The organism is Bacillus sp. ISL-51 (assembly GCF_018613535.1).
Classification (GTDB): Bacteria; Bacillota; Bacilli; order Bacillales; family Bacillaceae; genus Bacillus.
Genome location: NZ_JAGGQB010000006.1, coordinates 420,772 through 442,997, shown reverse-complemented (window position 1 = coordinate 442,997; position 22,226 = coordinate 420,772). Strand labels below are relative to the sequence as shown.

Annotated in this window: 28 protein-coding genes; 2 read left to right on the top strand and 26 right to left on the bottom strand. The window is 46.3% G+C overall.

Annotation, left to right across the window (positions count from 1 at the left end; all coding sequences use genetic code 11):
• Nucleotides 1-24: 24 nt before the first annotated feature.
• The 23 genes from ahrC to J7E26_RS10845 all read right to left on the bottom strand — a co-directional run bounded on the left by ahrC (nucleotide 25) and on the right by J7E26_RS10845 (nucleotide 18,103).
• The gene (gene ahrC, locus J7E26_RS10955) at nucleotides 25-474 is read right to left on the bottom strand and encodes a transcriptional regulator AhrC/ArgR (protein ID WP_061522000.1); all 450 of its coding nucleotides are present in this window, start codon (nucleotides 472-474) and stop codon (nucleotides 25-27) included.
• Between the two features lie 94 nt (nucleotides 475-568).
• The gene (locus tag J7E26_RS10950) at nucleotides 569-1,414 is read right to left on the bottom strand and encodes a TlyA family RNA methyltransferase (protein ID WP_214798596.1); all 846 of its coding nucleotides are present in this window, start codon (nucleotides 1,412-1,414) and stop codon (nucleotides 569-571) included.
• Nucleotides 1,411-3,312: a 1-deoxy-D-xylulose-5-phosphate synthase gene (gene dxs / locus J7E26_RS10945; protein WP_214798593.1), complete on the bottom strand. Its 1,902-nt coding sequence runs from the start codon at nucleotides 3,310-3,312 to the stop codon at nucleotides 1,411-1,413. The genes J7E26_RS10950 and dxs overlap by 4 nt, the downstream gene beginning before the upstream one ends.
• Before the next feature lie 142 nt (nucleotides 3,313-3,454).
• Nucleotides 3,455-4,345: a polyprenyl synthetase family protein gene (locus J7E26_RS10940; protein WP_214798590.1), complete on the bottom strand. Its 891-nt coding sequence runs from the start codon at nucleotides 4,343-4,345 to the stop codon at nucleotides 3,455-3,457.
• Nucleotides 4,335-4,589 (bottom strand): exodeoxyribonuclease VII small subunit, encoded by a 255-nt coding sequence (locus J7E26_RS10935; RefSeq protein ID WP_214798587.1) that lies wholly within the window; start codon nucleotides 4,587-4,589, stop codon nucleotides 4,335-4,337. Before J7E26_RS10935 ends, J7E26_RS10940 begins: the two co-directional genes overlap by 11 nt.
• Entirely contained in the window at nucleotides 4,586-5,932 is a 1,347-nt protein-coding gene (xseA, locus tag J7E26_RS10930) for an exodeoxyribonuclease VII large subunit (protein WP_214798584.1), read from the bottom strand. Before xseA ends, J7E26_RS10935 begins: the two co-directional genes overlap by 4 nt.
• Before the next feature lie 124 nt (nucleotides 5,933-6,056).
• Entirely contained in the window at nucleotides 6,057-6,908 is an 852-nt protein-coding gene (folD, locus tag J7E26_RS10925; RefSeq protein WP_214798581.1) for a bifunctional methylenetetrahydrofolate dehydrogenase/methenyltetrahydrofolate cyclohydrolase FolD, read from the bottom strand.
• Nucleotides 6,909-6,919: 11 nt separating this feature from the next.
• The gene (gene nusB / locus J7E26_RS10920) at nucleotides 6,920-7,315 is read right to left on the bottom strand and encodes a transcription antitermination factor NusB (protein WP_214798578.1); all 396 of its coding nucleotides are present in this window, start codon (nucleotides 7,313-7,315) and stop codon (nucleotides 6,920-6,922) included.
• A 265-nt stretch (nucleotides 7,316-7,580) separates the two neighbouring features.
• Nucleotides 7,581-7,988 (bottom strand): Asp23/Gls24 family envelope stress response protein, encoded by a 408-nt coding sequence (locus tag J7E26_RS10915; RefSeq protein WP_214798575.1) that lies wholly within the window; start codon nucleotides 7,986-7,988, stop codon nucleotides 7,581-7,583.
• A gap of 20 nt (nucleotides 7,989-8,008) precedes the next feature.
• Entirely contained in the window at nucleotides 8,009-9,361 is a 1,353-nt protein-coding gene (accC, locus tag J7E26_RS10910; RefSeq protein WP_214798572.1) for an acetyl-CoA carboxylase biotin carboxylase subunit, read from the bottom strand.
• Nucleotides 9,362-9,375: 14 nt separating this feature from the next.
• Nucleotides 9,376-9,852, bottom strand: coding sequence for an acetyl-CoA carboxylase biotin carboxyl carrier protein (gene accB / locus J7E26_RS10905; RefSeq protein WP_214798569.1), 477 nt, complete (start codon nucleotides 9,850-9,852; stop codon nucleotides 9,376-9,378).
• Nucleotides 9,853-10,005: 153 nt separating this feature from the next.
• A complete protein-coding gene (locus J7E26_RS10900; protein WP_214798567.1) occupies nucleotides 10,006-10,668 on the bottom strand; it encodes a SpoIIIAH-like family protein in 663 nt (220 codons plus the stop codon).
• 3 nt (nucleotides 10,669-10,671) lie between these two features.
• Complete coding sequence (gene spoIIIAG / locus J7E26_RS10895) at nucleotides 10,672-11,361, bottom strand: stage III sporulation protein AG (RefSeq protein ID WP_214798564.1); 690 nt, start codon at nucleotides 11,359-11,361, stop codon at nucleotides 10,672-10,674.
• Nucleotides 11,354-11,974 (bottom strand): stage III sporulation protein AF, encoded by a 621-nt coding sequence (gene spoIIIAF / locus J7E26_RS10890; protein ID WP_214798561.1) that lies wholly within the window; start codon nucleotides 11,972-11,974, stop codon nucleotides 11,354-11,356. Before spoIIIAF ends, spoIIIAG begins: the two co-directional genes overlap by 8 nt.
• 16 nt (nucleotides 11,975-11,990) lie before the next feature.
• On the bottom strand, nucleotides 11,991-13,199 hold the full coding sequence (gene spoIIIAE, locus J7E26_RS10885) for a stage III sporulation protein AE (RefSeq protein WP_214813309.1): 1,209 nt from the start codon (nucleotides 13,197-13,199) through the stop codon (nucleotides 11,991-11,993).
• A gap of 19 nt (nucleotides 13,200-13,218) precedes the next feature.
• Nucleotides 13,219-13,614: a stage III sporulation protein AD gene (spoIIIAD, locus tag J7E26_RS10880; protein WP_214798954.1), complete on the bottom strand. Its 396-nt coding sequence runs from the start codon at nucleotides 13,612-13,614 to the stop codon at nucleotides 13,219-13,221.
• A gap of 12 nt (nucleotides 13,615-13,626) precedes the next feature.
• On the bottom strand, nucleotides 13,627-13,833 hold the full coding sequence (gene spoIIIAC, locus J7E26_RS10875) for a stage III sporulation protein AC (RefSeq protein WP_003153142.1): 207 nt from the start codon (nucleotides 13,831-13,833) through the stop codon (nucleotides 13,627-13,629).
• A 22-nt stretch (nucleotides 13,834-13,855) separates the two neighbouring features.
• Nucleotides 13,856-14,371: a stage III sporulation protein SpoIIIAB gene (spoIIIAB, locus tag J7E26_RS10870; RefSeq protein WP_214798555.1), complete on the bottom strand. Its 516-nt coding sequence runs from the start codon at nucleotides 14,369-14,371 to the stop codon at nucleotides 13,856-13,858.
• Nucleotides 14,365-15,288, bottom strand: coding sequence for a stage III sporulation protein AA (gene spoIIIAA / locus J7E26_RS10865; protein ID WP_214798553.1), 924 nt, complete (start codon nucleotides 15,286-15,288; stop codon nucleotides 14,365-14,367). Before spoIIIAA ends, spoIIIAB begins: the two co-directional genes overlap by 7 nt.
• 76 nt (nucleotides 15,289-15,364) lie before the next feature.
• Entirely contained in the window at nucleotides 15,365-15,646 is a 282-nt protein-coding gene (locus J7E26_RS10860) for a YqhV family protein (RefSeq protein ID WP_061521982.1), read from the bottom strand.
• Nucleotides 15,647-15,793: 147 nt separating this feature from the next.
• Nucleotides 15,794-16,351, bottom strand: coding sequence for an elongation factor P (gene efp, locus J7E26_RS10855; RefSeq protein ID WP_214798550.1), 558 nt, complete (start codon nucleotides 16,349-16,351; stop codon nucleotides 15,794-15,796).
• A 25-nt stretch (nucleotides 16,352-16,376) separates the two neighbouring features.
• Complete coding sequence (locus J7E26_RS10850; protein WP_214798547.1) at nucleotides 16,377-17,438, bottom strand: M24 family metallopeptidase; 1,062 nt, start codon at nucleotides 17,436-17,438, stop codon at nucleotides 16,377-16,379.
• 128 nt (nucleotides 17,439-17,566) lie between these two features.
• The gene (locus J7E26_RS10845) at nucleotides 17,567-18,103 is read right to left on the bottom strand and encodes a YqhR family membrane protein (protein WP_214798546.1); all 537 of its coding nucleotides are present in this window, start codon (nucleotides 18,101-18,103) and stop codon (nucleotides 17,567-17,569) included.
• Nucleotides 18,104-18,322: 219 nt separating this feature from the next.
• On the opposite strand from J7E26_RS10845, the gene J7E26_RS10840 reads away from it, so the two are divergent.
• Both J7E26_RS10840 and J7E26_RS10835 read left to right on the top strand, forming a co-directional pair.
• Entirely contained in the window at nucleotides 18,323-19,279 is a 957-nt protein-coding gene (locus tag J7E26_RS10840; protein ID WP_214798543.1) for a DUF1385 domain-containing protein, read from the top strand.
• Nucleotides 19,280-19,315: 36 nt separating this feature from the next.
• Nucleotides 19,316-19,711, top strand: coding sequence for an SA1362 family protein (locus J7E26_RS10835; RefSeq protein WP_214798540.1), 396 nt, complete (start codon nucleotides 19,316-19,318; stop codon nucleotides 19,709-19,711).
• Here the strand turns inward: J7E26_RS10835 and J7E26_RS10830 are convergent.
• The 3 genes from J7E26_RS10830 to J7E26_RS10820 all read right to left on the bottom strand — a co-directional run bounded on the left by J7E26_RS10830 (nucleotide 19,708) and on the right by J7E26_RS10820 (nucleotide 22,056).
• Complete coding sequence (locus tag J7E26_RS10830; protein ID WP_214798537.1) at nucleotides 19,708-20,583, bottom strand: patatin-like phospholipase family protein; 876 nt, start codon at nucleotides 20,581-20,583, stop codon at nucleotides 19,708-19,710. The genes J7E26_RS10835 and J7E26_RS10830 overlap by 4 nt on opposite strands.
• Before the next feature lie 110 nt (nucleotides 20,584-20,693).
• Entirely contained in the window at nucleotides 20,694-21,122 is a 429-nt protein-coding gene (gene mntR / locus J7E26_RS10825) for a transcriptional regulator MntR (RefSeq protein ID WP_214798533.1), read from the bottom strand.
• Between the two features lie 97 nt (nucleotides 21,123-21,219).
• The gene (locus J7E26_RS10820; RefSeq protein ID WP_214798530.1) at nucleotides 21,220-22,056 is read right to left on the bottom strand and encodes a lipoate--protein ligase family protein; all 837 of its coding nucleotides are present in this window, start codon (nucleotides 22,054-22,056) and stop codon (nucleotides 21,220-21,222) included.
• Between the last annotated feature and the right edge of the window lie 170 nt (nucleotides 22,057-22,226).

Sequence of the window (22,226 nt, the reverse complement as noted above, 5' to 3'; positions counted from 1 at the left end):
TCCACCTTTTATCTGATAATTACGCTACAAGAGCTCCAGCAGTCGGCTTTGGACACCTTCCGTATCTTCAGGCGTCCTGCAAATGATTAAAATCGTGTCGTCTCCGCAAATCGTGCCCATAATTTCTTCCCATTCGAGATTATCCATTAGAGCGCCAATAGCCTGGGCATTTCCCGGCATCGTTTTCAGGACGATCATATGGCTTGCCGAATCAATTTTTACAAACGCATCCATTAATGAGCGCTTCAGCTTTGACAGCGGATTAAAACGCTGATCCGCCGGAAGGCTGTATTTGTAAGAACCTGTATTGGTCGGCACCTTTACAAGATGAAGCTCTTTAATATCCCTGGAAACGGTAGCCTGGGTTACCTTATACCCCTCTTCCCGCAGCATGTCAACTAAGTCATCCTGCGTTTCAATCTCATGGCTCGTAATAAGCTCTCTGATTTTTATATGCCTTTGGCCTTTCGTCATGTCAGCACCTCTGTTTCAAGCTGTCTTGTCATTATGTTAACCGCTTCTCTATAAAAAGTACATGATTGCAGAAAAAAGGAATAATAGCCCCCTATTATTCCGGTACATCTGCTTTTTTTGCTTTTAATGTCTGATGTGCCTCTCCTACGGTGCGAAGAATGTCTTCTTCCGGCAGCTCTGCGCCGTTTTGACCTTCGCCTTCCCACCTCAAATGAAGCAGGAATTCAATATTCCCGTCTCCGCCGGTAATCGGTGAGAAAGACAGTCCTTTGCATACATAGCCTTCGGCTGCGGCAAAATGAACCATACGCCGGAGAACATCGGCGTGGACGCCGGGATCTCTGACAATGCCCTTTTTGCCGACTGATTCCCGTCCGGCTTCAAACTGCGGCTTTACGAGCGCGATGCAATCGCTCCCGGGCACAAGCAGCGTTTTTAACACCGGCAGAATTAAGCGGAGAGAAATGAAAGAAACATCGATTGTGGCGAATTCCGGCAAGCCTTTTGTAAAGTCGGAAGGCTCCGAGTAGCGGAAATTCGTCCGCTCCATCACCACAACCCTCGCATCCTGTCTCAGCTTCCACGCAAGCTGATTGTAGCCGACATCCACCGCATAGGATTGTTTTGCGCCGTTTTGCAGGGCGCAATCCGTAAATCCTCCCGTCGATGAGCCGATGTCAATCATGATTTTTCCTTCAACTGAAACGGGAAATTCCTCAAGAGCTTTTTCGAGCTTTAATCCGCCTCTGCTCACGTATTTGAGAGGATTCCCTTTTACCATTAGCGGGAGGTCCCGGGCAATTTTTTCACCCGGTTTGTCCAATCGGTTTTCATTTGAGTAGACGATGCCCGCCATAATGGCGCGCTTCGCTTTTTCCCGCGTTTCTGCGAGTCCTTTTTCTACAAGAAGTACGTCTAATCGTTCTTTTTTTGCTGTCATGATCCAATTCCTTTATGTGTCTTCGGCGGCATCAGCAGTCTGATCCGGTTAATGGCCTCCGCTTTTGTCAGCCCGATCTCTTCGAGAAGTGCGGTTACACTTCCGTGTTCAATAAATCGGTCAGGTATCCCCATTCGGTCAATCTGCGTATGGTACATGCCGAGGTCATGAGCGAATTCAAGTATCGTGCTTCCGAATCCGCCTTCAAGCACGGCTTCTTCAATCGTTAATATCGGCAGTCCTTCGTTAAGGATGGCCTTCATCATTTGTTTGTCAATCGGTTTAATAAAACGCGCATTTACAACACGCACTGAAAGGCCTTCTTTTTGCAGCTCTTCGGCGGCTTCAAGCGCCATTTCAATGGTCGTGCCGAACGTTAAAATAACCGCGTCCTTCCCGGGACGGAGAACTTCCCATGTTCCGATCGGAATGGTTTTCAGCTCTTCATCCATTTTCACGCCGAGCCCGTTTCCGCGCGGAAAGCGCATGGCAATCGGTCCTTCCTCAAAGCTGAGTGCAGTGTTTACCATATGGCGCCCTTCATTTTCGTCCTTCGGCATCATTAAGACGAGATTCGGAATATGGCGCAAGAAGGCGATGTCAAATACGCCTTGGTGTGTCTCACCGTCTGCACCGACTAAACCAGCGCGGTCAATGCCGATAAATACATTCGCGTTCTGGCGGCAGATGTCATGGACGACCTGATCGTAAGCCCGCTGCAAAAACGTTGAATAGATCGCGAGAAACGGCTTCATGCCCTGAAGCGCCATGCCGGCTGCCATCGTTGCCGCATGCTGTTCTGCAATCCCCACGTCAAACATGCGTTCAGGAAATTCTTTCGCGAACCCTTCCAGCTTTGAGCCGACAGGCATTGCCGGTGTAATGGCGACGATTCTGTCATCTTTGCGTGCAAGCTCCTGCACCGTGCCGCTGACGAGGCCGCTCCATGAAGGGGCTGCGGCTTTCGGCTTGACAAAATCACCCGTATTGATTTTATAAGGTCCCGTGCCGTGCCACGTGCCGATGGTGTCAGATTCAGCCGGCTTATAACCTTTACCCTTTTTCGTGATGACATGCAAAAGGACGGGGCCTTTTGTTTTTTTGGCATACTGCAGATTTTCAAACAGTTCGCTGTAAGAATGCCCGTCGACCGGTCCTAAATACGTAAAGCCCAGCTCTTCAAAAAACATTCCCGACACAAGCATATATTTTAAGCTGTCTTTAATCCGTTCAGCCGTTGCGGCCAGTTTTCCGCCTACTGCAGGAATCCTCTTGAATAAATATTCAAGCTCATCTTTCACCCATTGATATTTGCCGGCCGTCCGAAGGCGCCCGAGCATAGAATGAATTGCCCCGACATTCGGCGCAATACTCATTTCATTATCATTAAGGATGACGATCATGTCTTTTTTTTCATCTCCGATATGGTTCAGCGCTTCAAGCGCCATTCCGCCGGTTAATGCACCGTCTCCGATAATCGGAATGATGTATTCTTTCGTTCCTTTAATATCGCGGGCGGCTGCCATTCCCATTGCGCCTGAAAGGGAAGTCGAGCTGTGCCCGGTTTCCCATACGTCATGCTCGCTTTCGCTGCGCTTCGGGAAGCCGCAAAGCCCTTTATACTGGCGCAAGGTTTCAAACTCCTTGCCGCGCCCGGTCAACAGTTTGTGAACGTAGGACTGATGCCCGACGTCCCATAAAAATTTATCTTTCGGACTGTCAAATTCTTTGTGCAGCGCGATTGTCAGCTCGACAACGCCGAGATTGGGCCCGATATGGCCGCCTGAGGCAGATAGCGTCGTAATTAAAAAATTGCGAATTTCCTCACTCAGCTCTTCCAGCTGCTCAATTGACATGTTTTTAAGAAATGACGGGTCCTGTATTGATAAAAGATCCAAAGCGGATCAACTCACTTTCAGCATGAATTTCTGCAAATTAAACAGTGTCTTTTTATCAAAAGAAAAAGACTTATTCTGTATTTTCAACGAAACTGCTTACATTTTACCATATCAGCGGCAGCCCCTTCAAATCAGGATCGTTTTAATGATCTCTCGCCGCTATTAAGTCGCAAAGATCATACAAAAGCTCTTTCTGCAGAGAAAGCCCGCTGATGATCTGTTTCGCTTCGCTTATATGATAAGTGAGCTTTTGTTTCGCGCCTTCTAACGTCAAGAGCGAAGGATATGTTGATTTGTCATTTGTCGAATCTGAGCCGACAGGTTTGCCGATTTTCTCTTCATTTCCTTCAATGTCAAGGATGTCGTCCCGGATTTGAAACCCGATGCCGATATGGCTGCTGAATCGGCGCAGCCTTTCGATTTCATCTTCCGGCGCATCCGCCAAAATAGCGCCCGCCGTCACAGAAAAGCCGAGAAGCTTTGCCGTTTTCCGCTCATGAATCGATTCCAGCTCTTCCAAGGTTACTTGCCTTTGCTCCGCTTCCATGTCGGCTATCTGCCCGCCGACCATTCCTTCTGTGCCGGCGGCGGTGATCAGTTCATTCACGAGACGAAGCCGTTTATTTGCTGAGACCGCATCAGATACATGGGCTGTAATCAGTTTAAAGCTTTCCGTCAGGAGCCCGTCTCCGGCCAATACAGCCGTCGCTTCTCCGAACACTTTATGGTTGGTCGGTTTTCCGCGCCGCAAATCATCATCATCCATACACGGCAGATCGTCATGGATCAGGGAATAAGTATGGATCATTTCAACTGCGCAGCCGACAGGGATCCCGTCTTTTTCATCTTTACCGTAGGCATTCAGCACGGCTAAGACGACGAGGGGGCGAAGTCTCTTTCCGCCCGCTTCCAAAGAATACAGCATAGACTTTTTAAGGGAGTCAGGCATCGCCAAACGTTCTGTATACAAAGAAAGCTGCTGTTCAATCGTTTTTTTGCGCGATGCTAAAAATGCTTCCAGTTTATTTGTCACCTTCGTCTTCCTCCTGAACGCTGAAAGGTGCAAGTTCCCCGTCATCTTTTAAAATAAAGTCCATTTGTTTTTCGACATGCTGCAGTTTTTCATGGCACATTTTAGAAAGAGCCATTCCTTCTTGAAAATAGTTAATCGCCTGCTCAAGCGGCACATCTCCTTCTTCAAGCTTTGCCACTATGCTTTCAAGGCCTTTCATCGCCTCTTCAAATGTCATCGTTTCACTTTTTTTGATTTCTGTCATTTTTGTTCGCCTCTCTTTTGCAATACTTCACACGTCAGGACGCCATCAGCCAGTTTTACTTCAAGCTGATCGTTTTGTTCGACTTGATCGACGCTTTTAATCAGCTCTTCTTCTTTGTAGGCCAGGCTGTATCCTCTCTCCATTACGTGCAGCGGGCTTAATGCATTTAGTTTACCAAGAACCGTTTGAAACTGCGAGTGAAGCTGCTTCATTTGGAAGCTCATGCTTCGTGTCAGCTGATTTGTGCGATCCTCGTACCGTTTTCTCGCCTGCTTCAGCTGGGCCTCGGGATGGAGTGCGGATAATCTGTAAGTGTCACGCTCCAGCTGCCTGTGCTTTCGGTCTAAAAGTGCTGTAAGCTGTGTTTGGAACTGCTGATACATCAGATCAAACTGCTGCTCTTTTTGTGTGTACAAGCGTTTCGGGAAACGGAATGCGTATGAAGACTGCAGGGTCTGAATCCGCTCTTTTTTCTGGCTGATGTGCTGCTGCATCGCTCTTGTCAGTCGGACTTCTGCCGTTTTTGTCCGTTCCATTAAGTCAGTCGTGTGCGGAACGGCAATTTCTGCCGCTCCTGTCGGCGTTGCGGCCCGGATATCTGCGACAAAGTCACTGATGGTGAAGTCCGTTTCGTGCCCGACCGCGGAAATAATCGGAATGGCTGAAGAAAAGATGGCACGGGCCACGATCTCTTCGTTAAATGCCCACAATTCTTCAATCGAACCTCCTCCTCTTCCGACAATCAGGACGTCACACAGCTGTTGTGCGTTTGCTTCTTCAATGCGCTTAACAATCGACCTGCTGGCATTTTCGCCCTGAACGAGCGCGGGAAGAATAATGACTTTCACGAGGGGATATCTTCTTTTAAGAGTGGTAATTACGTCTCTGACAGCCGCTCCCGTCGGAGACGTCACAACCCCGATCGCAGCTGGAAAAGCGGGGATTTCCTGTTTATGGCGTTCATCAAATAATCCTTCACCGGCAAGTTTTTTCTTTAATTCTTCATACGCTAAGTAAAGCGCCCCCACTCCGTCCGGCTGCATTTCTTTTGCATACAATTGATAGCTTCCGCTCGGTTCATATACGGAGATGCCGCCTCTGACGATCACCTTCATCCCGTCTTCCGGTTTAAACGGCAGGCGTGAGCTCTGCCTTTGAAACATGACAGCCTGCATGCGGGCCTGTTCGTCTTTTAAAGTAAAATAGATGTGGCCTCTCGTATGTATTTTAACGTTGGAAAGCTCTCCCTTAATCCAAATATCTTCAAGATGAGGGTCTACATCGAATTTTCGTTTAATGTATTTTGTCAGTGCGGAAACCGTGACATATGCTGCTTCACCCATGTCCTGCACTCCTTTCATAAAGGCTTTTTGCCCTAAACTAAGAAAACCCGCTTTGGCTGAAAGGAGCCTTAAGAAGCGGGTATCATGCTCATTGTCACACCGCGGTGTGATTGTCTCCGGTTATCTATGATAACGTACGTCTGGCAGATTTAACAGTATTATGCGCAAGCATCGTGATGGTCATCGGACCTACTCCGCCCGGCACCGGCGTGATGAAGGATGCTTTTTCTTTCGCTTCATCAAACTGAACGTCTCCGCAAAGCTTTCCGCTTTCGAGACGGTTGACGCCGACATCAATGACAATGGCGCCTTCTTTGATTTGATCGGCTTTGATGAAGTTCGCTTTACCGACCGCAACCACAAGAATATCTGCTTTTTTTGTATGCTCAGACATATTTTTTGTACGGGAATGGCAATATGTGACGGTCGCATTTTCGTTCAGCAGCAGCTGGCCGACTGGTTTACCGACTATATTGCTTCGTCCGACTACAACAACTTCTTTGCCGGAAAGGTCTACGTTTGTTTTTTTCAATAACTCAACAATTCCGTGCGGCGTGCATGGAAGAAACGTATCTTCGCCAAGCAGCATTTTCCCGACGTTGAGAGGATGGAAGCCGTCAACGTCTTTATCAGGGGAGATCCGCTCAATTACCGCTTTTTCGGAAATATGATCCGGAAGCGGCAGCTGAACGAGAATTCCGTGAAACTCAGGGTTTTGGTTGTACTGATCAATGATATCAAGAAGCTCCGCCTCGGTTAAGCTTGAGTCAAAGCGGTCAAGCTTAAAATTCATTCCCATTGTTTCAGCCGCTTTTTTCTTGCCTGTGACATATGAAACAGAAGCGGGATCGTCCCCGATTAAAATGACCGCTAAGCCCGGCACTACGCCTTGTGCTTTCAGCTCTTCTACTTCTTTTGCCAATTGTTCGCGTTTTTCTTTTGCCGTTTCTTTTCCGTCGATAATTGTTGCAGTCATTTTCTTTCCTCCTATGATTGTTCAATATCAGTTTTAATGTTAGAAAGAACCCCGTTTACGAATTTTGCAGCTTTATCGTCGCCAAACCGTTTTGCCAGCTCGATTGCTTCGTTTAATGACACGTTTGCAGGAATGTCGTCTGCATAAACCATTTCATAAACCGCCAACCGCAGGATCGCGCGGTCCACGTTTGCTATCCGATCAAGTTTCCAATTGACAAGATGGCCGGAAATCATTTCATCTAGCTGAACTTGATGCTCAATCACTCCGTATACCAGCTCTTCAAAAAAGGAATCGGTTTTTTCCTCATCAAGCGCATGCGTAATGGCCTCATTCGGTGCAATATCGCTGACATCAATCTGAAAAAGTGCCTGCAAAGCTTTTTCTCTAGCTGTTCTTCTTTTCATTTTCTTTCTCCTTCAGATCCGCTTTATCTGCTTGTCGTTAAGCCTAAAGAGATCATAACATATTTTTTTCTCAATCGCATGTCGAAATTCAGGTTTTTTCACCCTAATACCGAATAATTTTATCAGCCCTTTGAATTTCATTCGGATTTCACAGCATGAAGAAACTCGGCTGCCGTTATGTAAGCCGGCTTTCTTCATACCTGAAATGAAGGGTAACGTATAAAAAACCAAAGGGCTGCCCATCCCCTTGGTTTTTATACGCTCATTACATTTCTTCGTCGATTTCGACTTCTTGGGCCTTCGTGTCAAATTGAATGCCGACGATATGAATATTAATTTCATTAATGGTCAGCGACGTCATGTTTAATAAGGTTTGGCGAATGTTCTCCTGAACGCTTGCCGCTACTTTCGGGATTGAGATCCCGAATTGAACAACGCAGTAGACGTCAATGATAATCCCGTCATCGGCTAAATCGACCTTTACGCCTTTGCCGTGATTGATTTTGCCGAAGCGTTCCACAACGCCGGTGGCGAAATTGCCCCGCATTTCAGCGACGCCTTCTACCTCGGATGCGGCGATGCCGGCGATGACTTCAATGACTTCAGGAGCAATCTCAACCTTACCTAAATGAGCTTCATCGTGATCCATTTTAAGCAAACCGTTGTCTTTCATTCAATTCACCTCCACAAAAATTATGAGCCCATTACATCATATGTTTCTAAAAACTTAGTATTAAACTCTCCGCTGACAAATGTTTCATGTTCAAGCAGTTTCAGATGGAACGGAATGGTTGTTTCGATGCCTTCAATGACGAATTCGCTTAACGCGCGCTTCATTCGTGCGATCGCTTCATCCCTCGTTTTTCCGTATGTGATGAGTTTGGCAATCATGCTGTCGTAATACGGCGGGATCGAATAGCCTGGGTATGCGGCTGAATCGACACGGACACCAAGTCCGCCCGGCGGCAGGTACATTTTAATTTTACCCGGTGAAGGCATGAAGTTTTTCGCAGGATTTTCAGCGTTGATGCGGCATTCAATTGCCCAGCCGTTAAATTCAACGTCTTCCTGTCTAAGCGAGAGCTCCTGTCCGGACGCCACTTTGATCTGTTCTTTAATCAGATCCGTGCCCGTTACCATTTCTGTGACCGGGTGTTCAACTTGAATCCGTGTGTTCATTTCCATAAAGTAGTAGCGCTGTTCTCTATAGTCGTAAATGAACTCAACTGTGCCCGCTCCGGTATAACCGACGGCTTGCGCTGCTTTTACCGCAGCTTCGCCCATCTGTTCCCTGATGTCAGAATCAAGCGCCGGTGACGGTGTTTCTTCCAGCAGTTTTTGCAAGCGTCTTTGAATGGAGCAATCACGTTCTCCGAGATGAATCGTGTTTCCGTAATTGTCCGCAAGCACCTGAATTTCAACGTGGCGGAAATCTTCTATGTACTTCTCGATGTACACACCCGGATTTCCGAACGCCGTAGCGGCTTCCTGCTGGGTAATTTTAATGCCTTTGATCAATTCTTCTTCTGTGCGCGCAACCCGGATGCCTTTTCCGCCTCCGCCCGCAGTAGCTTTTATAATGACAGGATACCCAATATCACGTGCAAGCGAAACCGCTTCTTCGGTATTTTTTATAATTCCTTTTGAACCGGGCACGATCGGTACACCGGCAAGCTGCATCGTATCACGTGCGATATCTTTTGTCCCCATTTTAGAAATGGCGTCCGCCGTAGGCCCGACAAACGTCACGTTTACTTCAGCGCATAACTCGGCAAAGTCGGCGTTTTCAGCCAAAAAGCCGTATCCCGGATGGATCGCATCGGTTCCGGTCAGTTTTGCGACGCTGACGATGTTTGTCACATTTAAATAGCTGTCTTTTGATGCTTTCGGTCCGATACAAAAAGCCTCATCGGCCATTTGGACATGAAGGGCGTCTTTATCGGCTTCAGAATAAACGGCGACAGTTTCAATGCCCAGCTCTTTACAAGCCCGGATGATTCTGACGGCAATTTCTCCTCGGTTGGCGATCAATAGCTTTTTTATCATAATGGCAGGTCTCCTTACTCAGCTTTTACAAGAAATAGAGGTTGTCCGTATTCGACCAGCTGGCCGTTTTCAACTAACACTTCAACGATTTCTCCTTTAACTTCCGCTTCGATCTCGTTAAAGAGTTTCATTGCTTCGACGATACAAACCACTGTATTTTCGCTCACTTTTGAACCTTGGTTCACGTAAGGGCCGGCTTCCGGTGATGAAGAAGCGTAAAACGTTCCTACCATCGGTGACGTGATTTTGTGAAGATTCTCATCTTGTTTCGGCGCTTCTTGCGCAGGGGCAGCTTCCCGGACTTCCGGATTTGCAGCCTGCGGAGCCGGAGCAGCGGCAGGAACAGCTTGGGCTTGTCCAGTTACATGCACAGCCGGCGCTTCATTTTTTTTCAGTTTTAAGCTTACGCCTTCATTTTCATAAATAAATTCATCAATGGACGATTCATCAATACGTTTTATCAGTTCATGAATTTCGTTGATTTTTAACATCAGTTCCACTCCTATGTATAAAAATAGAAATTTATAGGTTGCTACTAAAAGTACATACTATGTTTATCTTACAGGAGCGGTTGAGTAAATTCAACTGTGATCTAAAAATGACATCAGAAAAGCCCGCGGCGTATGCGGGCGGTTTTTGACTCTTTATTTGGACGGTTCAAATGTGACGGCGACATCCTTCATCGTCTTGATTTCTTTGGCGACAAGGTCAATGATGGCGGAGGCTTTTGCGTTTGAGTGTTTGTCTGACTTTACTGTAATGTTGATTTTGTCTCCTTCGGCGTTAACGAGTGCATCTTTATAGCCTTGTGTTTTAATTAAGGTTTCGAGCTGCTTTTCCGTTCCTTCGGCGTCACTGAGAGCGGTCATTTTATCGTAGGCTTCGCTTTTTTCCTTTGCCGTTGCATCATCGCTTGATACGATGCTGTTTAATTGTTCTCTTTCTTTGCTCCGGGCATCTTCCAGTTCCATGCGGTATGCCGTGAATAAGTTGTCATCAGCTGTTTGCGTGACGACAGTGCCGTCTTTTTCCGAGGCTTCGGCTGATGTTTCTTTATCCTCTTTTTTGCCTTTAGAGTCTTTAGAATCTTTCGTGCCTTTTGTTCCGTCTTCTTTTTCCATTTCAGGCTCGCTTTTTTCCTTTGTTTCTTCTTTAGCCGGCGTTTTTTCAGTGGCGATTTCTCCGCTGCTTTTTTCACTTTTCATTTGCACGGCATTTTTGCTTTCCGGCGACATAATATAGTAAACACTTAATACCACGACGAGACTGAGCATTGTTAAAAGCCAAACTGTTTGTTTTTTCAGCATAATTTATGAATCCTCCTTGATTTTTTTAGGGGCAACCGCTACACGGTAGCTGGGAACGTCCAGCACCCTTGTGACGGCATCAATGATGGTTTTTTTTATTTGAACGTTGTCCACTCCTTGAGCGACAACGAGTACACCGCGTATGTCAGGCTTTTTCGTTTGGACGACGACCGGGGTTTCCTGATCCCCGTTTCGTATCATGACGATTTCTTCTTCAGAGGTTTGGTCGGTGACGCTTCTTTTGCCGCCTTGTTTGTCTGTTTCCTCAGTTACGGTATTTTTTTTCGTTTTGTTTTTCTCAAACACTTTTAAAGACGTTGCGTCTACATTTACAACAATTGAGACGTCCTCCACGCCGATAATCGTCTCAAGGATTTCTTTCAGCTGGTTTTCGTATTCTCTCTCATAATCATCGATCGTGTTTTTGGTGCTGCTGTCTTTTGAAGCCTTAAAGACGGGAGCCGTTTTTTGATCGTTTTGCGCCGTTTGAGTCGATATTGCAGTTTGGGCCGCTTGGTTTTTCCCGGTTTTCTCCGGTGAAGACAGCAGCTGGCTGACAAGCATGAAGGATACCCCCAGAACAAACACGAACAGAAAGTAGTGGTATTTTGTCAGTTTAGGTTTTTCTCCGTCTTTCGCCTGTCCGAACATCAGCTGTTTTTTCAGCATGTTCCATAATCCGTTTTTATTCATGGCCGTTTTTCTCCCCGCCTTCCATATAAACCGTAATCTTCTCACTGCCGATTTCCCATATATCCGCAAGTTTTCTTTTAATGTCGCCGGCTTTCTTTTTTTCAGCGGCGTCGCTTGGTTCGTATTTGCGGTCTGTGCGGATGTCGATCGGTGCGACGGTTTGCACGGTTTTTTCAGAAGATGGGGCCATATACACGCTGATCGTTTTTACATCTTCTTCTGAACGAACCTGTTCTCCCGCTGCAAGGCGGATGTCGTCTACTTTGTATTCGTCATGACTGAACATCTCCTCCGCTTTCTTTTTTAGTTGGACAGCCATTTCTTCTAAAACATATGCGCGACTTGATGCTTGTATTTCTTTTTTTTCTGAATTGATTTGATTTTTTATGTCAGCCGATTGAGATTGCTCTTGTTTTGTCAAATAATCAAAGATAACTTCCGGGTCTGTTTTGAAAAGTGTAAAGATCGGATTGAGCATGACGACGATTAACAGCAGGCTGACAACCATTTTCGCGTATTTTTGCATACTGGAGCTGGGCAGAAGCATGTCGATGACGATTGCAAAGAAGATAAATAAAATGATGCTTGTCAGCCATTCTGTTAAAAAGCTCATATACAAAAGGCCCCCTTTATTTCATCATCATGGTGAGGTTGCCGGCTGTGATAATGACGGTGATGCTGAGGAAAAACATGAGAGAGACGATAGCGAGCGCCGCAAATATATACAGCACACTCCTGCTGATGACGCCGAGACAGGTAATAACGGGTCCGCCTCCAAGCGGCTGAAGGATAGCGGCCGCAAGCTTATAAATAAAGGCGAGAGAAAGCACTTTAATCGCGGGGAAAGCGGAAATGCAGATCAAAATCCCGACGCCGAGCAATCCCACCGTATTTTTTAATAAAAGAGAAGCGCTGATCACTGTGTCCGTCGCATCCGTAAACATCCGGCCGAGCACGGGAATAAAATTTCCCGTAATAAATTTGGCCGTTCTGAGCGTAATCCCGTCCGTAACGGCAGCCGATGCGCCCTGAACCGAGATGACCCCGAGAAAGACGGTGAGAAAAACCGCGAGCGCCCCGATCGCGATATTTCTGAGCAGGTTGGCAAGCTGCGTCACCTTATACTGATCTGTCATCGTGCTGACGATGCTTAAAATTGCGGATAGGAAGATAAGCGGCATGACGATGTTTTGAATAAGAAGGCCGCTCGTATTCATCAGAAATAAAATAACGGGGTGAAAAAAGGCGGCAGAGACGGCTCCCCCGGAAGACGCCATCAGAGCCAGCAGCATCGGGATGAGCGCGAGAATGAAGCTGGTCATCGTTTGTATCGCTTCACTGGCATAATTGACGGCTACATGAAAGCTGTTTAAAGCGAGAATGATAAGCACCATATAGACAATCGCATAAGCGACCTTACTCACGGTGCTTTGCTGAAACGCATTTTGCAGCAGCTGAAGAATGACACAAAAAATGGTGAGCAGAATCAAGGTGCCGAGAAGCTTGCCGTTTGCGAGCACCTCATGAAACAGATAGGAAAACAAAGCCTTCAGCCATTCCTGCGGTGAAATTTTCTTTTCGCCGTTGATAAAGTCAATGATGCTTCCCTTTTGGCTTTCAGGCAGAAGGCCGCCGTATTCAGTCATGATGTCATCCCAAAACTTTCCGATGCCTTCTGTTTTCAGCGCTTCGGCCTGCTTTTTAGCCACTTCTTCAGCCGATTCTTGCGGGATTGCGGTTTCCTGCGACGTGCCGTTCGTTCCGGCAGCTTGTACATATTCCATTTGAAGACATAAGATGATGAACAAAAAAGCCCCCATCCACCGAAAGCGCTTCATTTTTTGTGCCTCCTTTCTTTTATGATGAAGAAGGAATAAGTCCGAGAATCGTTTCAATAATAACGGTTAAAATCGGCACAGCCATCACGAGAATTAAGATTTTTCCCGCGAGCTCTATTTTTGAAGCAATCGCTCCCTGGCCCGCATCCTTCGTAAGCTGCGCCCCGAATTCAGCGATATAGGCAATGCCGATAATCTTTAAAATAGTTTCCACATAAACCATATTGACCTTTGCGTTGACAGCTATTTTTTCAATCATTCTGATAATGTCATAGATCTGGTCGACGAGATAAAGAAAGATCACACAGCCGCTGAAGACGACAATCATAAACGCGAATGTCGGTTTCTGTTCTTTTACGATCAGGGAGAGAAATGTAGCGATCAGCCCTAAACCTACAATTTGAACAATTTCAATCTGTAAGCCCCCCTATCCTTGAAATAGAAACACAGCTTTGATCTTTTTAAAAAGGTCATCGACAATCGTCGCCACCATAAATAAAATATAGATAAAGCCAAGCAGCGTCACCCATTGGGCATATTCTTTTTTTCCCATTTGGTCCAATATGGTATGGAGAAATGCGACCACGATACCGACTCCGGCGATTTGAAAAATGACATTTACGTCGACTCCCATTTTATGTTTGCTCCCCTCATGTTTACATCAATAGAAGAATGAGTAACAGTCCGGCCAAAAACCCTAAACTTTTCACCATTTTTTCATTTTTCGCCTGCGCCCGCCCGGCATCCGCTTCCGCCGCTTCCAAATGTGTAAGCGCAAGCTTAATATGTTTCTGCTGAGAAACCCGGTCATGAAGCCCAAGCGTCTCTCCAAATTGTTTGAGCACGTCATATTCGCTTTTTTTCATCGCCATCGAGTGCCAGGTTTTTTTTAAGCTTTGCTCCCAAGCCGTTTTGGCCGAATCGCTTCCCTTCTCAAGCCTCTCGCTAAAGATTTGAAACAATAACGATACAGGCCGGGAAAGCTGTTTGGCAATTTGCCCTGACGCTATGTGCAGCGGTGTGTGCCCATACATAATTTCCACCTCAAGTGATTGCAGCGCCGCACGCAGCTGGCGGATCTGCCTTGGCCTTTCTACGTAGATTTTCGCGATTTCAAAACCTGTCCACGTCGTCGCCGTCAATATGAAAATAGCGCCTAATAACTTCAGCATGTGAGCACGCCTTCCGCCCGCGGGACCGGCTCTCCGCCGCTTCCGTACATCCGGCTGACCGTACCGGGCCCGCGGCGCCTTGACAGTTCAACATAGCGGTCGAATACTCTCTCCTCCCACAGCAGCTTCAATGACGGCCTCTTCACTAAATCTTTCATATTCCATCCGTGTGCGGAAACGATAACGGATACCCCTGCATGCAGCGCCTCCATCAGCGCCTCTGAGTCTTCCATTCTCCCGATTTCATCCACGATCATGACGTCGGGGCTCATCGAGCGAATCATCATCATCAGCCCTTCTGCCTTCGGGCAGGCGTCCAGCACGTCTATCCTTTTGCCGAAGTGATGCTGAGGAACTCCCCGCAGGCAGCCGGCAATTTCAGACCGTTCATCCACGATGCCGGTCTTTTTAGCCGGAATGCTTTTTGTTCCGCTGCTGGAAACCCTCGCCAAATCACGGAGCAAGGTTGTTTTTCCCGTTTGCGGCGGGCCGATGATCAGTGTGTTCAGCCAGTTTTCCTTCCACAAGAAAGGAATGAGCGGATCTGCGATTCCAAGCTTTTCGCGGGCGATCCGTATATTAAAAGAGGTAATATCCCGGAGTCCTTTGACGGCTCCGTTTTCTACAATCACTCTTCCGGCCAGCCCCACCCGGTGTCCCCCTCTGATCGTGATATATCCTTTTTTCAGCTCTTCTTCCAGCGTGTACATGCTGTAATTGCTGAGCCGGCTGAGGATAAGATGCGCGTCATTGGCCGTGCAGATATAAGACAAAAACAGAGGTTGTCCTTTTTGGATCAGTTCAACCGGCCTGTCGACACGAATTCTGATTTCTTCTGTGTCCCGCCGCTTTTCTTCCGGCACGGCGGAGATGGCATGCCTCATTAATTCAGGGAGAACCTCTGTAATTTCATTCAATAGAGTCTCCTCCTTTTTACCGATTGGCTTCTTTAAAATGTATGACCCGGGACAGACTTTATGACATATCTCTCCGCTATTTATGGACGCCCGCCAAAATCAGAACTACACCTGTAAAAATCAGTATCAGCTTCGCATAAGAGAGCTGCCCTGCAATCTGGTAAATGCCGATCGTCATCGTAATGATGAAGATCAACGGGCCGATGATCGCCAAAATACTGTTGACCACAATCGCTTTTCTAATATCGTTTGTGACAAGCATGATAATAGCAGCTGATAATTCAATGACTGAGGACAAAACTCGTAAACCGGCCATCGTTAAAACGGTAGAATTGATTGAACCAAACAAAAATTTCATTGCAATCCCCCAACTTCAAGCGTTTTGTTACACTATATGCTCTAGCTTCGGGAAGTAGTCTCAGTTTTTTTCATATAAAAGAAAGAATCTGTTTGAACGCAAAAAAAGCCTGCTCCTGAAAAAGGAGCAGACTCTATCATCTCTTTACTACGCTCTTGACACGTAAGAGCCGTCAGATGTATTGACAACAAGCGTATCGCCTTCGTTCACAAAGAACGGCACGTTTACGACAAGACCTGTTTCAGTTTTGGCAGGTTTCGTGCCGCCTGAAGCCGTGTCGCCTTTAATTCCCGGCTCTGTTTCAACAACTTTCAATTCAACTGTGTTCGGCAGTTCAATACCGAGCGTTTCAGACTGATACATCATGATATGCACGGACATGTTTTCAAGCAGGTATTTCAATTCGTATTCAATTTGGCTCGCGTTCAGTTCAAGCTGTTCGTATGAACTTGTATCCATGAATACGTGCTGATCCCCGTTAGCATAAAGATACTGCATTGTTTTCGTTTCGATTTGGGCCTTAGCCACTTTTTCACCCGCACGGAATGTTTTCTCCTGGATGGCGCCTGTGCGCAGGTTGCGGAGTTTAGAACGGACAAATGCCGCGCCTTTTCCCGGCTTTACGTGCTGGAAATCAACGACGCGCCAAATGCCGCCGTCCACTTCAATCGTTAGTCCTGTACGAAAATCGTTAACTGAAATCATGTTTTACGTCCTCCTATATTCCCAATCACAAAATAATTAATTCTTTAGGGGAATGCGTAATGGTCCGGTTGCCGTCCTCTGTGATGATGATATCATCTTCGATTCTGACGCCCCCTAATTCCGGTATGTATATGCCCGGCTCAATCGTAACCGCCATGCCAGGTTCAAGAACGGCCGATGATCTGAAAGATAATCCGGGCGATTCATGGACTTCCATGCCCAACCCGTGGCCTGTCGAATGGCCGAAGTACTGGCCGTAGCCTTTTGCAGAGATGTGATCTCTCGTCAAGGCATCCGCTTCCTTTCCTGTCATGCCAGGTTTAATATGCTGAACGCCGAGCGCTTGAGCATCGAAAACGACTTGATAAATCTCTTTCAGTTTATCACTCGGCTCTCCCACCGCGACGGTGCGTGTAATATCAGAACAATAACCTTTATAGTAAGCGCCGAAGTCGAGCGTTACAAAGTCTCCGTTTTCAATTAATTTGCCGCTTGCCACTCCGTGCGGAAGGCTTGACCTTATGCCTGATGCGACAATCATATCAAAGGAAGAACCGTCGGCTCCTTGATGCCTCATATAAAATTCAAGCTCATTGGCAACTGAAATTTCAGAGATGCCGGGTTTGATAAACGTCAGGATATGTTCAAATGCATCATCCGCAATCTTCGCAGCTTCCTCTAATATCTTAATCTCTTCACTTGACTTAATCAAGCGCAACTTTTCAACCGAATCCGCGACGGGAACCATCTCTGCTTCATTTAACACCGCATGGTATGATGCATATGTGCCGTACGTCATGCTGTTTTGTTCAAAGCCGAGCTTTTTAATGCCGAATTCAAGGATCGTGTCGGCAGCCGTTTGGATTAAGCTTCCGCTGTGTTCGATAATCTCAAAGCCTTTCACTTGAGCCTTCGCCTGCTCAGTGTACCGGAAATCTGTGATGAATGCCGCTCGTTCTCCTGATATCACCGCAAGGCCGGACGAACCCGTAAACCCCGTCATATACTGCAAATTGGCGGCGCTTGTCACAAGTATTCCGTCTATCCCCAGCTGGCCGAAAAGATTTCGCAATTTCTCAAGTTTCATTCTCTTTCTCCTCCTTGCCATTCTTGACTATCGCCTGACACCGCGGGAGAGCATGCCCGCCCGGTTTTCAGCATAAAAAATGTTCACTTCTCGTGAACATTTTACCATACCGCACAGGGATTATACACTTATTCACTTGTCTTGCCGAGCGCTCTGGCAAGCTTGTCCGACGTCAGCTCATTATAGGCAAATGAGATCGAATAACCGACAAACACTCCATACAGAATATAAAGGCACAGCGTCGTCACGATTGTATCTGATTTCAATTCAGTCACAGACCGTACATCCTGAAAAATCGGATTGAACAAGAAAAAAACAGCGAACCATAAAATAACGCCGTACACCATACCGGGCCACATGTTTTTAAAACGTTTTAAAAAGATAAAATAAATAAACGCTCCGGCAATCGAAATCAAACCGATAACCACAATGCTGATGATTGTGCCGAGCCATTGTTTTTTCCATTCTCCGATCATAAACGGCTGAAGAATCATATTCGGGCTGATCTCCGAAAAGTGAAATATATAACCTAGATAGCCGATCAAACTCCAAAATACGCCTCCGGCAAACCCTATCCCGCAGATTCTGCCTGTAAAAGAGACGGGCTGGTGATCATCTTGTTTATTCTTTTCTTCTTGTTGTTCTGTATTTTTTTCGTTGGTCATCATGCCACCTCCATTTATAGAGTGCCCAAAAAATGAAAAGTCATAAAGAAGCCCGCATTATTTTCATGTTATGAGTAAAATTTCTAAATTAGGGTAAACTGCTTATAGAAAAAGTATTGATTTTCCAGCTGTCTAACTAGAGGTTTACCGCTGTTTCCTGTACAATAGAGTGAAAGGAAATGGTTAGTAATCCTAAGAAAACAGGCAGGTTGATAAACGATGTCAAAACAAAAAACGCCGCCCGCATACGGCGGGCAGGCAGTCGTTGAAGGCGTGATGTTCGGAGGCAAACGGAATTATGTGACCGCCATCCGCAGAACTGACGGAAGCATTGATTTTTTCAGGCTTCCGAGAGTGCCGAACGCCAAACTGGCAGCCTTGAAAAAGATTCCGTTCTTACGCGGCATTATTGCGATTATTGAAGCAAGCGCCAACGGCACAAAGCATTTAAACTTTTCAAGCGAACGTTACGGACTTGATCCTCATGACGACGATAAGCTCGAAAATGAAGAAAAGAAAGGCTCGGGCTTGTCCATGTTTTTCAGCCTGGCAGTCATCGGCGTGATATCGTTTTTGTTCAGCAAATTCGTTTTTACGCTCGTTCCGGTCTTTTTAGCGGAGCTGACGAGGCCGTTTTTTTCCTCAGATGCCGCGCAAATCGGGATAGAGAGCCTGTTTAAGCTTATGCTGCTTCTCGGCTACATTTATTTTTTGTCGATGACGCCGTTAATTAAAAGAGTGTTTCAATATCATGGGGCTGAACATAAAGTCATAAACTGTTATGAACAGAATTTGCCAATTACAGTGGAAAATGTTCAAAAGCAGTCCCGGCTTCATTACCGATGCGGTTCAAGCTTTATTTTATTTACGATCATTGTCGGCATGTTTGTGTATTTGCTCGTTCCGACAGATCCGCTTTGGGTGCGTATTTTAGACAGGATTGTGCTTATACCGGTCGTCCTTGGCATCTCCTTTGAGGTGCTGCAGCTGACGAACAGAGTGCGGAATATCCCCGTTTTGAAGGTGCTCGGTTATCCCGGCCTTTGGCTGCAGCTTTTAACGACAAAGGAACCTAATGATGACCAGGTCGAGGTTGCGATAGAAAGCTTTAACGAGCTTCTCAGACTGGAAGACATCTCAGAACAGAGAGAAAAACCGTCTCACAATGTGATCTAAACCGTTACCCGTTATTATTTTCGGAGGTGGGCAGTTATGAATCATCGTGTACAACCTATTATCGCTGTATTAATTGCGCTTGGCGCATTCGGTTTCATTTATGCGGCGGTAACCAACCCCGGGCAAATGATCAGCAGGGCCATTACCGTCATCCTCGCAGGTGTCATTATTTATTTTATCGTCAGATCGGTAATGAACCGCCGCGCCGGACAGGACGGAACCGCCTTTCAAAAAGCGGCGAAACAATCGCGGCGCCGAATGAAGGAGCAAAAAGCAAAGCACCGCGCAGGGCATAGAGGGCGGGTCAGCCATTTGAGGAGCGTGCCTAGCGACAGCAAACCTAAGCCGATGATTCTTAAGAAAAAAAGCCAGACACAGCTGACCGTCATTGAAGGAAAAAAAAATAAAAAGAAAAACAGAGCGCTTTTTTAATAGGTCCATTGCTTCAGAAATTGCTCTGTCCTGCTTTTTCCTAGCTCAATGAGGGCTAGTTTTTTTTGTTCCGTGAGATGAAACTCGGTCGCCATCACATGCTCCACCGGGATAAAAATAATGTTTTGTTCGTATCTTGTCGCAATATGCCTTGCGTCATGGGCGTCTTTCATCGTTTCAAACAAAGCGCCAAACAGCTCAAACGCATTCCGGATTGATTTTTTCGGACGTTCTTTTGCATGAGGCGAAAGCGAGATGCCGATCACGGGCCGCTTGCGTTCCTTTGAAAACAGCCAAATCGGAAAGTTGCTTAATACGCCCCCGTCTACGACCGTGGATGTGCCTTTGTCGGTTTTTAATTTAATCGGCTCGAAAAAATAAGGGATGCTGCAGCTCATCCTGACGGCTCTGGCAACCGGGAACATTTCAGGATTTAACCCGTAGCGTGGGAGGTCATCCGGCAGCACGATCATCGTTCCGTTTGTCAAGTCAGAGGCAATCAGACGGAGCGATCCTTTCTTCAAATCCCCAAACACGATAATGCCCTTTGCTTTTAATTTCTCCGCAATCCACTTTTCCAGCGTGTCGCCTTTATATAAGCCAAGGCGCCAATATATGGACACCCACTGTAAGAGTTTGAGCGGAAGGAATGAAAATCTCTGGTCTAACAATTGCTTCTCTTCTACTTCATCAATGATCGTATGAATCTCCCTGCTTGTGCAGCCTGCAGCGATGAAGGCAGCGATAATCGCGCCGGCGCTTGTTCCGGCCAGCCTTTCAAAGCGGAAGCCCTGCTCCTCAAGCGCTTCATAGGCGCCTGCAAGGGCTACCCCTTTTATTCCTCCGCCAGAAAATACGCCGTCAATATGCATAAGCGCCCTCTCCCTTCCTCCCAAGGTGTATTACTATTTTAAGAAACAGCTTGGTGAAATAGACCATGAATGAAGACATAAAAAAAGGGCGCCCTTTTTCGGGCTGCCCTTTACTCAGCAGGATTTTCTGTTTTTTTCTGTACAGATTTCAGTTCTTTTTTACGGCCCTCGTCATCTTCGAAATATTGAACAAGGTCGCCGATGCGATCAATGCTGTTCCAGCTCAGATGATGTTCGATTCCTTCGACATCGTTGTAAATTTTCTCTTCGTCAACACCAATGATTCTTAAAAACTGCTCAAGCAATTCGTGTCTGTATACGAGCCGTTTACCTATTTTTTTCCCTTTAGTGGTCAATACGAGCCCTCGATATTTTTCGTAAATCAAATACTCGTCTTTATCTAGTTTTTGAACCATTTTCGTTACAGAGGAGGGGTGGACTGCCAATGCTTCCGCAATATCAGAAACCCTTGCATATCCTTTTTCTTCAATCAGCATATAAATCTGTTCAATATAATCTTCCATACTTGGTGTTGTCATCGTAACCCTCCCAAAAAGCACCTTAACTTTATAAACCATTACAAGTTTACACTAACGGTTATGAAAAAACAAGGATGCTTCCGGCTTGTCAAGCCTTTTAGCGCTTATAATTCCATTCATCAGATGCATATTTTGTTTCGGCGAGTTCGTTGACAAACTCCAATTCCTCTGCCGTAAGCGTATAAGGCTCAAGATGAATGTTCAGCCCTTCTTCAAATCCGGCTTTAAAAGCTGTGCGGGCCTCATCCATCGTCACTCGTTCCTGTGCTAAAGCGTTAATCGCAACCGCTTTATTTTTGAAATTTCGCTGCATACGCTCACGGACTCTGTCGCTCGGATATAAAAACAGGTCGAACAGCTTGTCCTCGTCAATGTCAAGCAGGATGGAGCCGTGCTGAAGAATGACGCCTTTTTGTCTTGTCTGGGCGCTCCCCGCCACCTTCCGCCCTTCAACGACCAGCTCATACCAGGAAGGAGCATCAAAGCAGACTGAGGAGCGCGGATTTTTAAGGCTTTCTTTTTCTTTTTCCGTTCTCGGAATGGCAAAGTATGCATCAAGGCCCAGATTTCTGAATCCTTGCAGGATGCCTTCTGAAATGACCCGGTAAGCTTCTGTTACCGTTGCCGGCATTTCCGGATGATCTTCTGAGACGATCACGCTGTAGGTCAATTCTTTATCGTGAAGAACACCGCGTCCGCCCGTCGGCCGTCTGACGAAACCAAGGCCGTGCTTATGTACTGCGTCAAAGTTAATTTCCTTCTTAATATTTTGAAAATACCCGACAGACAATGTCGCCGGATTCCAGCCGTAAAAACGGATTACCGGAGGAATTTTTTTTTCGCTGTGCCAATATAAAAGCGCTTCATCAAGCGCCATGTTAAATGCCGGGCTTTCATTCCCTGAGTCAATAAACCGCCATGTTTCTTTTTCCATATACTAAACCCTTCTTTATCGTTTTAATAAAATCAGTTTATCAAACTGATGGGAAAATGAAAAATATTTCGTTTCATTAAGGATGACAATCTCTTCACGCTTTACTATAATAGTATTTGTCCCAAAAAGTCCGGTAAGCCTTGTTTTTTATACAGGGTTTTGATTTTATA

Excerpts from the sequence above, each read along its gene's own strand:
- ahrC (WP_061522000.1), bottom strand. The coding sequence starts at position 474 with ATGACGAAAGGCCAAAGGCATATAAAAATCAGAGAGCTTATTACGAGC.
- J7E26_RS10950 (WP_214798596.1), bottom strand. The coding sequence starts at position 1,414 with ATGACAGCAAAAAAAGAACGATTAGACGTACTTCTTGTAGAAAAAGGA.
- J7E26_RS10935 (WP_214798587.1), bottom strand. The coding sequence starts at position 4,589 with ATGACAGAAATCAAAAAAAGTGAAACGATGACATTTGAAGAGGCGATG.
- xseA (WP_214798584.1), bottom strand. The coding sequence starts at position 5,932 with ATGGGTGAAGCAGCATATGTCACGGTTTCCGCACTGACAAAATACATT.
- folD (WP_214798581.1), bottom strand. The coding sequence starts at position 6,908 with ATGACTGCAACAATTATCGACGGAAAAGAAACGGCAAAAGAAAAACGC.
- nusB (WP_214798578.1), bottom strand. The coding sequence starts at position 7,315 with ATGAAAAGAAGAACAGCTAGAGAAAAAGCTTTGCAGGCACTTTTTCAG.
- J7E26_RS10915 (WP_214798575.1), bottom strand. The coding sequence starts at position 7,988 with ATGAAAGACAACGGTTTGCTTAAAATGGATCACGATGAAGCTCATTTA.
- accC (WP_214798572.1), bottom strand. The coding sequence starts at position 9,361 with ATGATAAAAAAGCTATTGATCGCCAACCGAGGAGAAATTGCCGTCAGA.
- accB (WP_214798569.1), bottom strand. The coding sequence starts at position 9,852 with ATGTTAAAAATCAACGAAATTCATGAACTGATAAAACGTATTGATGAA.
- J7E26_RS10900 (WP_214798567.1), bottom strand. The coding sequence starts at position 10,668 with ATGCTGAAAAAACAAACAGTTTGGCTTTTAACAATGCTCAGTCTCGTC.
- spoIIIAG (WP_214798564.1), bottom strand. The coding sequence starts at position 11,361 with ATGAATAAAAACGGATTATGGAACATGCTGAAAAAACAGCTGATGTTC.
- spoIIIAF (WP_214798561.1), bottom strand. The coding sequence starts at position 11,974 with ATGAGCTTTTTAACAGAATGGCTGACAAGCATCATTTTATTTATCTTC.
- spoIIIAE (WP_214813309.1), bottom strand. The coding sequence starts at position 13,199 with ATGAAGCGCTTTCGGTGGATGGGGGCTTTTTTGTTCATCATCTTATGT.
- spoIIIAC (WP_003153142.1), bottom strand. The coding sequence starts at position 13,833 with ATGGGAGTCGACGTAAATGTCATTTTTCAAATCGCCGGAGTCGGTATC.
- spoIIIAB (WP_214798555.1), bottom strand. The coding sequence starts at position 14,371 with ATGCTGAAGTTATTAGGCGCTATTTTCATATTGACGGCGACGACGTGG.
- J7E26_RS10860 (WP_061521982.1), bottom strand. The coding sequence starts at position 15,646 with ATGAAATTTTTGTTTGGTTCAATCAATTCTACCGTTTTAACGATGGCC.
- efp (WP_214798550.1), bottom strand. The coding sequence starts at position 16,351 with ATGATTTCAGTTAACGATTTTCGTACAGGACTAACGATTGAAGTGGAC.
- J7E26_RS10850 (WP_214798547.1), bottom strand. The coding sequence starts at position 17,438 with ATGAAACTTGAGAAATTGCGAAATCTTTTCGGCCAGCTGGGGATAGAC.
- J7E26_RS10845 (WP_214798546.1), bottom strand. The coding sequence starts at position 18,103 with ATGACCAACGAAAAAAATACAGAACAACAAGAAGAAAAGAATAAACAA.
- J7E26_RS10840 (WP_214798543.1), top strand. The coding sequence starts at position 18,323 with ATGTCAAAACAAAAAACGCCGCCCGCATACGGCGGGCAGGCAGTCGTT.
- J7E26_RS10835 (WP_214798540.1), top strand. The coding sequence starts at position 19,316 with ATGAATCATCGTGTACAACCTATTATCGCTGTATTAATTGCGCTTGGC.
- J7E26_RS10830 (WP_214798537.1), bottom strand. The coding sequence starts at position 20,583 with ATGCATATTGACGGCGTATTTTCTGGCGGAGGAATAAAAGGGGTAGCC.
- mntR (WP_214798533.1), bottom strand. The coding sequence starts at position 21,122 with ATGACAACACCAAGTATGGAAGATTATATTGAACAGATTTATATGCTG.
- J7E26_RS10820 (WP_214798530.1), bottom strand. The coding sequence starts at position 22,056 with ATGGAAAAAGAAACATGGCGGTTTATTGACTCAGGGAATGAAAGCCCG.